The sequence below is a fragment of the Nocardioides furvisabuli genome, assembly GCF_021083185.1.
GTDB lineage: Bacteria > Actinomycetota > Actinomycetes > Propionibacteriales > Nocardioidaceae > Nocardioides > Nocardioides furvisabuli.
The window spans coordinates 232,712-245,422 of the sequence record NZ_JAIGQB010000002.1 but is presented as its reverse complement, the minus strand read 5'-3'; the positions used below and the strand labels follow the sequence as shown (position 1 = coordinate 245,422).

12 protein-coding genes are annotated in these 12,711 nt (G+C 72.2%); 9 read left to right on the top strand and 3 right to left on the bottom strand.

What is annotated here, in order from left to right; translation table 11 throughout:
- Positions 1–18 precede the first annotated feature (18 nt).
- Positions 19–1,227 (top strand): glycosyltransferase family 4 protein, encoded by a 1,209-nt coding sequence (locus K4G59_RS04350; RefSeq protein WP_231249576.1) that lies wholly within the window; start codon positions 19–21, stop codon positions 1,225–1,227.
- On the opposite strand, the gene K4G59_RS04345 is transcribed toward K4G59_RS04350, so the two are convergent.
- Complete coding sequence (locus tag K4G59_RS04345; protein WP_231249575.1) at positions 1,190–2,302, bottom strand: LOG family protein; 1,113 nt, start codon at positions 2,300–2,302, stop codon at positions 1,190–1,192. The genes K4G59_RS04350 and K4G59_RS04345 overlap by 38 nt on opposite strands.
- A gap of 29 nt (positions 2,303–2,331) precedes the next feature.
- Positions 2,332–3,225: a serine protein kinase RIO gene (locus tag K4G59_RS04340; protein WP_231249573.1), complete on the bottom strand. Its 894-nt coding sequence runs from the start codon at positions 3,223–3,225 to the stop codon at positions 2,332–2,334.
- Between the two features lie 205 nt (positions 3,226–3,430).
- Here K4G59_RS04340 and K4G59_RS04335 point away from each other — a divergent pair, with 205 nt between their 5' ends.
- The 8 genes from K4G59_RS04335 to K4G59_RS04300 all read left to right on the top strand — a co-directional run bounded on the left by K4G59_RS04335 (position 3,431) and on the right by K4G59_RS04300 (position 11,430).
- On the top strand, positions 3,431–4,864 hold the full coding sequence (locus K4G59_RS04335; protein ID WP_231249572.1) for a M1 family metallopeptidase: 1,434 nt from the start codon (positions 3,431–3,433) through the stop codon (positions 4,862–4,864).
- Positions 4,865–4,867: 3 nt separating this feature from the next.
- Positions 4,868–5,464 carry an AMP-binding protein gene (locus K4G59_RS04330; protein WP_231249570.1) on the top strand — a complete coding sequence of 199 codons (597 nt, stop codon included), beginning with the start codon at positions 4,868–4,870 and terminating at the stop codon, positions 5,462–5,464.
- A 51-nt stretch (positions 5,465–5,515) separates the two neighbouring features.
- Entirely contained in the window at positions 5,516–6,610 is a 1,095-nt protein-coding gene (gene dxr / locus K4G59_RS04325; RefSeq protein WP_231249568.1) for a 1-deoxy-D-xylulose-5-phosphate reductoisomerase, read from the top strand.
- Positions 6,611–6,667: 57 nt separating this feature from the next.
- Positions 6,668–8,014: a M50 family metallopeptidase gene (locus K4G59_RS04320; RefSeq protein WP_231249567.1), complete on the top strand. Its 1,347-nt coding sequence runs from the start codon at positions 6,668–6,670 to the stop codon at positions 8,012–8,014.
- A gap of 215 nt (positions 8,015–8,229) precedes the next feature.
- The gene (gene ispG / locus K4G59_RS04315; RefSeq protein ID WP_231249566.1) at positions 8,230–9,381 is read left to right on the top strand and encodes a flavodoxin-dependent (E)-4-hydroxy-3-methylbut-2-enyl-diphosphate synthase; all 1,152 of its coding nucleotides are present in this window, start codon (positions 8,230–8,232) and stop codon (positions 9,379–9,381) included.
- 55 nt (positions 9,382–9,436) lie between these two features.
- Positions 9,437–10,288 carry a GNAT family N-acetyltransferase gene (locus K4G59_RS04310; protein ID WP_231249564.1) on the top strand — a complete coding sequence of 284 codons (852 nt, stop codon included), beginning with the start codon at positions 9,437–9,439 and terminating at the stop codon, positions 10,286–10,288.
- Between the two features lie 90 nt (positions 10,289–10,378).
- A complete protein-coding gene (locus K4G59_RS04305; RefSeq protein ID WP_231249563.1) occupies positions 10,379–10,972 on the top strand; it encodes an RNA polymerase sigma factor in 594 nt (197 codons plus the stop codon).
- Positions 10,969–11,430 (top strand): hypothetical protein, encoded by a 462-nt coding sequence (locus K4G59_RS04300; protein ID WP_231249561.1) that lies wholly within the window; start codon positions 10,969–10,971, stop codon positions 11,428–11,430. Before K4G59_RS04305 ends, K4G59_RS04300 begins: the two co-directional genes overlap by 4 nt.
- On the opposite strand, the gene K4G59_RS04295 is transcribed toward K4G59_RS04300, so the two are convergent.
- Positions 11,427–12,704: a S8/S53 family peptidase gene (locus K4G59_RS04295; RefSeq protein ID WP_231249559.1), complete on the bottom strand. Its 1,278-nt coding sequence runs from the start codon at positions 12,702–12,704 to the stop codon at positions 11,427–11,429. The two genes, K4G59_RS04300 and K4G59_RS04295, sit on opposite strands and share 4 nt — an antisense overlap.
- Positions 12,705–12,711 lie beyond the last annotated feature (7 nt).

Below are 12,711 nucleotides of genomic sequence, written 5' to 3'. Positions count from 1 at the left end.
CTCCCTAGCGTCCGCGGCATGGACCTGCTCGAGAGGCGGCGTCGCAGCCGCACCGCCCCGATCCACCTCCCTGCTCCCTCCCTCCCGCCGACCCGGGAGCCGCGCCTGCGGGTCCTGGTGGTGAGCGAGTCGTTCCTGCCCCAGGTCAACGGCGTCACCAACTCCGTGCGCCGTGTGCTGGAGCACCTCGCGGCCGAGGGCCACGAGGCCGAGCTGGTCGCGCCGACCGGCCCGGAGACGTACGCCGGCTTCCCGGTCACGCACGCGCGCGGGGCGAGCCTGCCGTTCTACGCCGACTTCCGCATCGGTCTGGAGACGCGGCGCCGGCTCCGAGCGGTCATGGAGCGGTTCCGCCCCGACGTGGTGCACGTCGCCTCACCGGCGACGCTCGGCTACCAGGCGGTGCGCGCCGCCCGCTCGCTCGGCATCCCGACCGTCGCGATCTACCAGACCGATCTCGTCGGCTTCGCGGACCGATACACCGTCCCGGGCGGCGCTCGCGCGATGGAGTCGCTCACCCGACGCATCCACCTGGGCGTCGATCGCACCCTCGCGCCGTCGACCGCGAGCATCGACCAGCTCCGCCGGCTCGGCGTCCCCGACCTGGCCCGCTGGCCCCGGGGCGTGGACCAGGAGCTCTTCGAGCCCGGCAAGCGGGACGAGGCGTTGCACGCCGAGCTCGCCCCGGACGGCGAGGTGCTGGTCGGCTACGTCGGACGGCTGGCGGCCGAGAAGGAGCTGGAGCTGCTCGCGCACGTCGACCGGCTGCCCGGAGTGCGCCTGGTGCTGGTCGGCGGCGGTCCCGAGGAGGCTCGCCTGCGCCACCTGCTGCCCCGGGCCGCGTTCCTCGGGCTGCTGCACGGCGACGAGCTCGCCCGGGCGTACGCCACCCTCGACGTCTTCGTGCACACGGGGCGTCACGAGACCTACTGCCAGTCCGCGCAGGAGGCACTCGCCAGCGGCGTGCCGGTCGTGGCGCCCCGGGCCGGGGGACCGGTCGACGTCGTGGACGACACCGTCGCGGGCTTCCTCTACGAGCCGGGTGACGCCGGCGAGCTGATGGCCCACGTCGAGCGACTCGTGACCCGCCCGGTGCTGCGTCGCCGGATGTCGCTCGCTGCCCGTCGCAGCGTGCAGGGTCGCACCTGGCAGGCGGTCAACGACCTCCTGCTGGGCCACTACCGCGAGGTCAGCGCCCCAGCTGCGAGCCGTCGTCGCGCCGGCTGAGCCGGATCGTCGCGACGGCCTCCTCGAGGCTGTCGACGAGGTGGATGTGCGGCTCCATGGCCCGACCGCGCGCGAGGGCCTGCAGCAGCGGCCACGCGGGCACGTCCTCGGTCCAGTGGCGCACACCCACCAGCACCATCGGCGCGATGGTCGCGGGGTCGCCGTAGTAGTTCTCGCACGCGTCCTGGAAGACCTCCTGGACGGTGCCGGCCGCGCCGGGCAGGAAGACGATTCCGGCGTCGCACACCTCGAGCAGGATCGCCTCGCGGGTGGCGTTGCGGAAGTACTTCGCGATCGCGGTGGCGAACGGGTTGGGCGGCTCGTGGCCGTAGTGCCAGGTCGGCACGCCGAGGGACTCGTGGCCCGGGTGGGCGTCGAGGACCTCGAACGCGGTGCGCGCCCAGGCGCCGATGGAGTGGTGGAACGACGGCACTGTCGCCAGGCGTGCCAGCGCGTCGTCGACGGCCGCGGTCGGCTCGTCGGCGAGGAAGGCGCCGAGGTTGGCGGCCTCCATCGCTCCCGGCCCGCCGCCCGTCGCGACCGTCAGCGCCGCGCCGAGGCCGTGGCCGAGGTGGGCCGCGGCGGCGTACTGCTCGCTCCCGCGCTCGAGGGAGTGCCCGCCCATCACGCCGACCACCGACCGCCCGCGGAGCCAGCCGGCGAGTGCCACGTCGACGGAGTGGTCGTGCAGGTCCATCGCGAGCTGGTCGTCGATCCCGGTGTGGCCCTGCGACCAGGCGTACGCCCTCGCGTCGAGGGAGTCGCGGTACCGCGGGGTGTCGTAGAGCTCGCGCGGTGCGTAGAGCGACGCGCGGTAGGGGTCGACCGGGGCGTCGGGGATGGTGGGCAGCACCACGCCGCCGGCGCGCCGGACGGCCTCGGCGTCCCCGTCGGCGAAGGTGCAGCCGAGGAAGAGCGCCTCCTGGACCGAGCGGTCGAGCAGGGCGTCGGCCCGGTCGGTGAGGTCGAGCCGGACCAGCCGCCAGCCCGCGAGCGCGCGTGCGCCGCCCGCGAGCCGGCGGTCGAGGTCGTCGAGGGTGGTCACGTCGACGACGCGACCTCGGGTGTGCTTCACGCGCACAACCTATGTTGCCGGCCACCGCGTCAGAAGGCGTGCGCCATCAGCTCCCCGAACAGCTCCTGCTCGTCGGCGTCGAGCCCGCGCGAGCGGAACCAGGCGCACATGTGGGCGCAGTCGCGCAGCAGGAAGTCCATGCCCCGCGGATTGCCCACCAGGTCGACCACCTGCGGGAGGTCGATGATGACGAGCCGGTCACCGGCGGCGAGGGTGTTGTAGGGCGACAGGTCGCCGTGCACGATCCCCGACTGCACCATCGTGGCGAGCGCGTCGCGGAGCTGGTCGTAGTAGCCCTCGACGACCGCCCGCTCAGGGCGGACCTGGGCCACGCGGGGCGCGGTCTCGACCTCCCCGTCGACGGTGTGGGTGATCCACTCCATGAGGATCTCGGTCTCGTCGATCTGCACGGGGTAGGGCACCGGCAGGCCGAGCTCCCAGCAGCGGCGCAGGGCGTCCCACTCCGAGATCGCCCACTCGCCGGCCGCGACCTGGCGGCCCCACGTGGACTTCCGCTTGAGGGCGCGCTCGTCGCGCGAGCGCTTCATCGAGCGACCCTCGGTGTAGGCCGCAGCCCGGTGGAAGGTGCGGTGGTCGGTGTCGCGGTAGCGCTTGGCGGCCAGCACCACCGCGCCGTCCGGGTCGTGCGGGTCGGCGCGCTCGAGCAGGAAGACGTCGGCCTCCTTGCCGGTCTTGAGGACGCCGAGGTCGGTGTCGATCGCGCCGCTGGAGGTCACGACCCAGTCGGGTCGCGGCTCGGGACCGCGCATCAGCGCCTCGAGGTCCTCCCAGCGCGACCAGCGCTGGCCCTCGCCGAGCTCGTCGGCGTAGGTGTCGTAGTCGAAGACGAACGACTCGTCGAGCCCCTCGAGGGGGACGCGGTCGTCAGGTCGGAGGAAGTCCTCCGGGAATCGTGGGTGCATGTCGTGCGACAAGGCGGGTGCTCCGTGTCGGTGAGAGGTGGTCGGCGGACAGGCCGGGGACAGTGATCGACATGTCACGGCTCCTTTCACGACGGGCACGGCGTGCGGGCAGCACGACGAGGGCGGGGCGCCGGGGCCATCGTCGAGGATGCGACGGGGCCGCGCAACGCATTTGTCCGGGGGCGACAGGCGCTAGGTTCGGGGAGTGCCCACGCGAACTCTCTCTCGGACCGTGCTCGCCGCCTCGCTGGTCGGCGCCCTGGCCGTCGGGCTCACCGGTGCCACCGCGACCGCGCGCACGTCGACGCCGCTCGACGGTGCGCCCGGCATCGGCGACCCCTACTGGCCGCTCGACGGCAACGGCGGCATCGACGTGGCGTCGTACGCCATCTCGCACCGCTACGTGCTCGCGACCAAGCGGCTCAGCGGCCGCACGCGGATCGAGCTCACCGCCACGCAGGACCTGCGGAGCTTCTCGCTGGACTTCCTGCTCGAGGTCACGAAGGTCACCGTCGACGGCGAGCGGGCGGCGTACGCGAAGACCGACGGCGGCCACGAGCTGCGGATCACCCCGGCCCGGTCGCTAGTTGCGGGCACCGAGCACCGCGTCGTGGTGACGTACGCCGACAAGCCGGGCCGGCACGCCTACGCAGGGGAGCGCAACTGGCTGGCGAGCTCGCGCGAGGTCGTGACGATGAACGAGCCACACATGGCGCCGTGGTGGTTCCCGGCCAACGACCACCCGCTCGACAAGGCGCTCGTCGACGTGAAGGTGCAGGTGCCGCGGGGACGTGAGGTGATCTCCAACGGCGAGCTGAAGGGTCGTGAGGTCGGCAAGCGGTGGACCACCTGGCACTGGCGTGCGGATGAGCCGATGGTGCCCTACCTCGCCTTCTTCGCCGCCGGCGACTTCGCCATCGAGAAGGGCACCCGCCGTGGACTGCCGTGGCTCGTGGCGGTCTCGGAGCTGCTCAGCCCCCGCGACCAGCGGGCGAGCATGCGGCTGATGAAGCGGACTCCAGAGGTCGTGGCCGCGCTGGAGAAGGACCTCGGTGACTACCCGTTCTCGGTCGTCGGCGGGATCACCACGGGCCTCGACCCGGGCTTCGCGCTCGAGAACCAGACCCGCCCGACCTACCCGGCGGTCGGCGGCAGCTACGTCAGCCTCGTCGTCCACGAGCTGGCCCACCAGTGGTTCGGCGACGACATCGCTGTCCAGCACTGGCGCGACATCTGGCTCAACGAGGGCTTCGCCAGCTTCATGGAGTGGCGGTGGGCCGAGACCCACGGGGGTCGCTCGGGCGCGGCGACCCTGCGCAGCTACTACGACGGCGTCGCCGCGTCCTCGGGCTTCTGGGACGTCGTGGTCGGGGACCCGGGCGCCGAGCGCGTCTTCGACGCGGCGGTCTACGGCCGCGGCGCGATGACGCTCCAGGCGCTGCGCAACCGGGTGGGCGACCGGGTCTTCTGGCGGGTGCTGCGCACGTGGATTCGCGAGCAGCGCGGTGGCAACGGGTCGAGCGCGGAGTTCGAGGCGCTGGCCGCGCGCGTCAGCGGCCAGGACCTCACCTCGTTCTTCCAGGCCTGGCTCCGGACCCCGGAGAAGCCGGCCGCCACCGCCGACAACGGGCTGGCCTGAGCCATGGTGGACGTCGCCTGGTTCCGCGTGCCCACCGACGGTGATCCGGGCACGCTCAACGCCTGCTACGTGGCGCTCGACCTACCCGTGATCCGCGGTCGCGCAGACGAGGTCGCGCTCACCCTCGACGGCGCGGACCACACGTTCGCCCGGCTGCTCACCGAGGTGGCGGCCTGTGCCGGGGTGTTGCGCGCCTTCGGCGTCGAGCTGGGCGACGAGGTCGCGCTCGACCCCCTGCCGGGGGAGACGGCGGTCGTCGCCGCCCTCGCGGTGGCCCGGGTCGGTGCCGTGGCGTCGTACGACGACTCGCCGAGCCCGTCCGCGAAGGTGCGGCTCACCGCGACGGACGCCGGTGTCGTCCTCGTCGCCGGTGGTGACGAGGTGGCGTGGGACGTCGCGATGCGAGCCGGTCGCACCGACCCGGCCGGCTGCGCCGACGTTCCCGGTGACGCAGTGCTCTCCCGCCGCGGCGAGAGCGTGCTGCCGGTGCTGACCGCCCTCGGCGCGTCCGACGACCAGCTGTCGGCCATGCCCTCGGGGGCCACGCTCGTCGAGGTCGGCGCACTGAGGTTGTGGTCGTTCGACCCGCCGCAGGCCTGATCGGGTCGGGGGCGGCCGGGAGGGGGTGCACCGCCCTGCCACACTGGCGCGGTGACTGTCCGCGACATCGTGATCCTCGGCTCGACCGGGTCGATCGGCACCCAGGCCCTCGACCTCGTCCGCGCCCACCCCGACCGGTTCCGCGTGGTTGGGCTGACCGCGGGCGGGTCCAACCCCGACCTCTTCGCCGCGCAGGTCGAGGAGTTCCGCCCAGCGTTCTCCGGGCTGGGTGAGGAGGCCTCGACCGAGGCGGCCGCCCGGCCCTGCGACGTCGTGCTGAACGGGATCACCGGCGCGGTCGGGCTGCGCCCCACGCTCGCCGCCCTCGACGCCGGCACCACGCTCGCGCTGGCCAACAAGGAGTCGCTGATCATCGGCGGCCCGCTGGTCAGGGAGCGGGCCCGTCCCGGCCAGATCGTGCCCGTCGACTCCGAGCACAGCGCGATCGCGCAGAGCCTGCGCGCCGGCAGCGCCGGGGAGGTACGCCGACTCGTGCTGACCGCGTCGGGCGGTCCCTTCCGCGGCCGCACCGCAGACGAGCTCGCTGCGGTCACCCCCGAGCAGGCGCTGGCGCACCCCAACTTCGCGATGGGCCGGGTGATCACCACCAACTCCGCGACCCTGGTCAACAAGGGACTGGAGGTGATCGAGGCGCACCTGCTCTTCGACGTCCCCTTCGACCGCATCGACGTCGTCGTGCACCCGCAGCAGCTCATCCACTCGATGGTCGAGTTCGTCGACGGCGCGGTGGTCGCCCAGCTGGGCCTGCCGACGATGCTGGTGCCGATCTCGCTGGGCATGGGGTGGCCCGACCGGGTGCCCGACGCAGAGACCCCGATCGACTGGACGAAGGCGGCCGACTGGCGCTTCGAGCCGCTCGACGACGAGGTCTTCCCGGCCGTCACCCTCGCCCGGGCGGCGGGTGAGCGGGGCGGCACTGCCCCGGCGGTCTACAACGCCGCCAACGAGGTGGCCGTCGACGCCTTCCACGAGGGCAGGTTGGGCTTCCCCGACATCGTGGCCACGGTTTCGCAGGTCCTGGCCGCGCACGGCGTACCATCGAGGGAGCACCTCACGGTGGACGACGTCCTCGCCGCCGATGCCTGGGCGCGTGCCGAGGCCTCCGAACTGATCCGGCAGCCCTGATCTGAGCCCTCCCCGCACCCCGCCCCAGCCAGCCCCGCACCCGAAGGACCTGCCTGCATGACCGCCCTGCTCTACACCCTGGGTGTCGTCGCCTTCGTGGTGGCGATCCTGGTCTCGATCGGGCTCCACGAGTTCGGTCACCTCGTGCCGGCCAAGAAGTTCGGCTGCAAGGTCCCGCAGTGGTTCATCGGCTTCGGGCCGACGGTGTGGAGCAAGCAGATCGGCGAGACCGAGTACGGCATCAAGGCCATCCCGCTCGGCGGCTACGTCAAGATCGTCGGGATGCTCCCCCCGGGCGCCGAGGGTCTCGTCGAGGAGACGACGTACGACGAGTTCGGCGAGGCGGTGCACAAGGTGCGCCGATCCAACACCGGCATGTTCACCCAGCTGATCTCCGACGCGCGAGCCGCGGAGTGGGAGTACGTCAAGCAGCACGACACCGACCGGCTCTTCTACCGCCTGCCGTGGTGGAAGAAGGTGATCGTGATGGCGGGTGGCCCGATGGTCAACATCGCCATCGCCTTCTCGCTCTTCGTGCTGCTCTTCGCGACCTACGGCAACCCGCGCGACGAGGTCGTCGAGCCCACCGTCGCCGGCGTGCCCGAGTGCGTGATCCCGGTCGAGGAGCTGCCGCGCGACTGCACGACCGAGGACCCCACGACGCCCGCGAAGGAGGCCGGCCTCCAGCCGGGCGACGAGATCCTCAGCTTCAACGGCACCCCCTTCAGCGACTGGGACAGCTTCCAGTCGCAGATCCGCGGCAACGCCGACGGTGACGCGGTCCTCGAGGTGCGACGCGGCGACGAGCAGCTGACACTGACGACCAACACGACCGTCACGCTGCGCCAGACCTCGCTGGAGGACGAGACCCTCACCGAGGTCGGCTTCCTCGGCGTGCAGCCCGTGACCCGCCTCGAGACCGGCGGCGTGCTCTACACCGGCGTGCAGATGGGCACGATGACGGTCGAGACCGCCCAGGCCCTCGCGCAGCTGCCGGTCAAGGTCTACGAGGTCGGCCGCGCGATCGTCGGGCTCCAGGAGCGCGACCCCGAGAGCCCCGTCTCGATCGTCGGCGGCGGCCGCTTCGCCGGCGAGGCGGCCTCCAGCGAGGCCTTCCCGCTGACCGAGAAGATCGTCACGCTGCTCTTCCTCATCGCGAGCTTCAACTTCTTCATCGGCATGTTCAACTTCGTGCCGCTGCTCCCGCTCGACGGCGGCCACATCGCCGGTGCCCTCTACGAGGGCGTCAAGCGCGGCGTCGCCCGGCTGCGCGGTCGTCCCGACCCCGGGCACGTCGATGTCGCCAGGCTGTTGCCGGTGGCCTACGTGGTGGGGATGGCCATGCTCGTGATGGGCGTCGTGCTCATCGTGGCCGACATCGTCGTACCGCTGCGCCTGAGCTGAGCGGTGTACGGGGCGGGCTTCGGCCGTCCCGCTCAGCGGTGCGTGACGCAGGTTCGGTGGCGCAGAAACGTGTCCCACGCACCGGTCTGCTGGGGGCTGGCCGGGCAGCGGTGAGCAAGACAGCTTTCGACCTCCGAGAACCTGTCTCACGCACCGCCCCAGCCGACGCAACCGCGCCGGGGGGACGTGACGCCCCGGCCCGTACGATGGGCGCCATGACCGCCGTCGGCCTCGGCATGCCTGCCCTCCCGCCCCCCGTCCTCGCTCCGCGTCGCAAGACCCGCCAGATCAAGGTGGGCTCCGTGGGGGTCGGCAGCGACTCGCCGATCTCGGTGCAGTCGATGACCACGACGCTCACCTCCGACATCAACGCCACGCTCCAGCAGATCGCCGAGCTCACCGCCACCGGGTGCGACATCGTCCGCGTCGCGTGCCCGAGCCAGGACGACGCCGACGCCCTGCCGGCCATCGCGCAGAAGTCGCAGATCCCGGTCATCGCCGACATCCACTTCCAGCCGAAGTACGTCTTCGCTGCCATCGACGCCGGCTGCGCGGCGGTCCGGGTCAACCCCGGCAACATCCGCAAGTTCGACGACCAGGTCAAGGAGATCGCGCGGGCCGCCAAGGACCGCGGCACCTCGATCCGCATCGGCGTCAACGCCGGCTCGCTCGACAAGCGGATCATGGACAAGTACGGCAAGGCCACGCCCGAGGCGCTGGTCGAGTCGGCCGTGTGGGAGGCGAGCCTGTTCGAGGAGCACGACTTCCACGACTTCAAGATCTCGGTCAAGCACAACGACCCCGTCGTGATGGTCCGCGCCTACGAGCTGCTCGCCGAGGCGGGCGACTGGCCGCTGCACCTCGGCGTGACCGAGGCAGGCCCCGCCTTCCAGGGCACGATCAAGTCCTCGGTCGCCTTCGGCCACCTGCTCAGCAAGGGCATCGGCGACACCATCCGTGTCTCGCTGTCCGCGCCGCCGGTCGAGGAGGTCAAGGTCGGTCTCCAGATCCTGGAGTCGCTCAACCTCAAGCCGCGCCGCCTCGAGATCGTGTCGTGCCCGAGCTGCGGCCGGGCCCAGGTCGACGTCTACAAGCTCGCCGAGGAGGTCACCGCCGGCCTCGAGGGCATGGAGGTGCCGCTGCGCGTCGCCGTCATGGGCTGCGTGGTCAACGGTCCGGGCGAGGCCCGCGAGGCCGACCTCGGCGTCGCCTCCGGCAACGGCAAGGGCCAGATCTTCGTCAAGGGCGAGGTCATCAAGACCGTCCCGGAGTCGCAGATCGTGGAGACCCTCATCGAGGAGGCCATGCGCCTCGCCGAGGGCATGGACCCGGTCGAGGGCTCCGAGGCCTCCGTCACGGTCAGCTGACGCCCATCCCGTGGGCCGACGGGCGTGGCGACCGCCGCGGCCCTAGGCTCGCAGCGTGCTGAGGACCCGCGAACAGGTGCGCGTGCTGGGCCCGGGTGACCGGGACCGGTTCGTGGCGCTCGCGGAGCAGGACCCGGTGGTCAACGTCTTCGCCGACTACCGTGCGCGCCTCACCAACCTCGACGAGCGCTGGCTCGGTGGGCAGGTCTGGGGCCGGTTCGACGGCGACGAGCTCGTCGCCGGCTGCCACCTCGGTGCCAACCTGGTGCCGGTGCAGTGCACGCCCGACGACGTCGGCGTCTTCGCCGACGCGGCGCTGCGCCGACGCGGCCACGTCGGCACGATCGTGGGTCCCAGCGACGTCGTCTCAGCGCTCTGGGAGGTCCTCGAGCCGCGGTGGACCCGCCCGCGCGAGATGCGGCTGCGCCAGCCCCACCTCGAGATCGACCACGTGCCCGAGCTCGCGCCCGCCACGGACGTACGTCTCACGACCCAGGGCGACCTCGAGGTGCTCTACCCGGCCTGTGTGGCGATGTACACCGAGGAGGTCGGGGTCTCCCCCGAGAACGACGCCGGGGGCGGCGACCTCTACCGCGCGCGGGTGCAGCAGCTCATCGGGCGCGGCTGGTCGATGGCGAGCTTCGACGAGGCAGGGGTGGTCTTCAAGGCGGAGATCGCCTGCGTCACCCCGTACGCCGCCCAGGTGCAGGGCGTGTGGGTGCGACCGGACCGCCGGGGCGAGGGTCTCGCGGCGAGCGGGATGGCCGCCGTGGTCGCGCACGTCCTCGACGCAGGCGTGGCGCCGGTGGTCTCGCTCTACGTCAACGAGTGGAACACGCCCGCGCGTGCGGCGTACGCCCGTGTCGGCTTCGAGCAGACGGCGACCTTCGCGACCCTGATGTTCTAGCCACGATCGAGCCGGCAAAAAGAAGTCCGGCCGGGACGTATCAGCACGGCGCGTGCCGCCTCCTGTGAAGACATGGGGACAATGGTCACCATGTCAGAGGACCGAAGGGCTGAGGGGCAGTCCGACCAGTCACCGTGGGACATGGCCAGTGGGGCGTTCATCGCCTGGCGTGCAGGGGACGCCAGCGCGGTGGACGAGCTGGTTGCCGCGATGACACCGGTGCTCTGGCACGTGGTGAGGGCATACGGGCACGACCGACAGTCGGCCGAGGACGTGATCCAGGCGACCTGGCTGGGGTTCGTGCGGCTCCACCAGACCATCGAGGACCCGCAGGCGGTCGCGTCCTGGCTGATCACCTCAGCCAGGCGCGGCGCAGCCGCCCACGCCCGGACCGCACGCCGTGCGGCACCGGTGGAGGACGAGACGCTGCACGCCGTGCTCCCGGACGCGGAGTCGGCGGAGGCGATCGCCCAGCGTGACGACGAGGCGGCACGGCTGTGGGGAGCCGTGGCGTCGGTCGACGAACGGTGCCGCAAGCTGCTGAGGGTCGTGGCCTTCATGGACCGGCCCGACTACCAGTCCCTGAGCCAGGAGCTCGACATGCCTGTCGGGAGCATCGGGCCCACCCGGGCGCGGTGCCTGGCCAAGGTCCGATCCGCCCTGATGGGAGGAGGCGCGCGATGACCACCGATGACGATGCCGCTCTCCTCGAGGAGCTGCGAGCCGTGTGGACGACCTACGACCCGCCGCCGCCCGGACTGACGCAGACGATGATCGCCGCCGTCGCGGCCGCCGACCTCGACGCGGAGTGGGAGATGCTGGTCCTGGTCCGCGACTCCGCCCACGAGCCGCTCGCCCAGGTGCGCGGCCTGGCCACCGCCCGGATGCTGTGGTTCACCGCGGCCGAGGGCTGGTCGATGGAGGCCGAGGTCGACGGCGACCAGGTGCGCGGGCAGGTGCTCGACCTCGACGGCGACATGGGGACCGTCGAGGTCACGGTCGAGACCGCGGACGGACGGTCGTGGACGACCGGCGTGGACGAGGTGGGGTTCTTCGCGATCACCGCCGAGCCCACCGGCTCGGTGCGCTTCACCGTGCGGATCGGCCCGACCTCGTCCAGCAGCCGCTGGGTCGAGCTCTAGAGGAGGTCCAGCTCGCGGTGTGGGCCGACCATCGGATCGGAGTCGTACCTCGCGCGGGCCAGCACGGCGTCGCGCGCGTCACGCGCTGACGACCCGGTCTCGGAGATCTCACGGGCGATCCGTCCCGCCACGTAGGGCGCGGCGAAGGACGTGCCGCTCCACCGCGCCATCCCGGAGGTGAAGACCCGTACGTCGCCCTTGTCGGGGCTCTCGTGGCACGTGAACGTCCCGTCCGGGAACGCGTTGACGTGGTTGCGGCCCAGCGCGTAGACGTCCGCGGACACCCCGAAGTTGGAGAAGTCCGAGACCCGCTCGTCGCGGTCGATCGAGCCGACGCCGAGGCACCAGTCGAAGGCGGCCGGCCAGAACGGCGCCGCCCAGGAGTCGTTGCCGGCCGCTGCCACGAGCACGCAGTCGCGGTGGCGCAGGTGCTTGTGGTGGAACTTCTCCAGCGCGATCGACGGCAGGTCCAGCCGGGTGCGGCAGCCGGCCGACAGGTTGATCACCTGCGGGTCGTGGTCCAGGGCCTTCTCGAGGTGGTGCACCAGGTCCGACTCGAGCACGCCGCCGCCGTGGAGCCCGCCGATCGCGAAACCCTGCACGAAGACCTTCGTCTCCGGAGCGACGCACCGCACGACGCCGGCGATGAAGGTGCCGTGCCCGGCGTAGGGGCGCAGGTCGGGGCCGTTGAGCTCGTCGTCACCGTGCACGCCGTGCAGCCAGGGCGTACGCGGGTCGTTCCCCGACGCCGGGTTCCACCCGGTGTCCACCACGACGACGCGGACGTCGCACGCGACCTCGTGCTGGGGGACCAGCGGGGGCCAGGGCTCGGCCAGCCCGGTCTCCTCGGGCTCGATCGCCGGGCAGAGCGTGCCGCCGGGGCCGCCCCCGGGGGACACGTGGACCCAGTGGTCGGGGGAGGCAGCGCCGCGGCGCAGGCCCCTTGCCTCGAGAAGGTCGAGGACGTCCGGCACCGACTCGCCGCCGGGTCGCTCACCGAGCAGGTAGCGGACCAGCTCACCGTCGAGCAGGCGCACGTCGTCGCGCTGCGGCGGGTCGCCGAGCACGCCCTTGTCCAGCCGGGCGACCGCGGCCTCGAACTCCTCGACATCCTCGACGCGCACCAGCACGTGGTGCGGGTGGAAGACGTAGGTGAAGTCCGCCGGCGCCTCGGTGTCCCAGGCCACCGCACCGTCGTTCGCCTCGCGGAAGTCGCGCAGCTGGTCGGTGGTGCGTCGTCGTGCGTCGTTGCCGATCTTCCAGTCGCTCGCCATGGGTCCG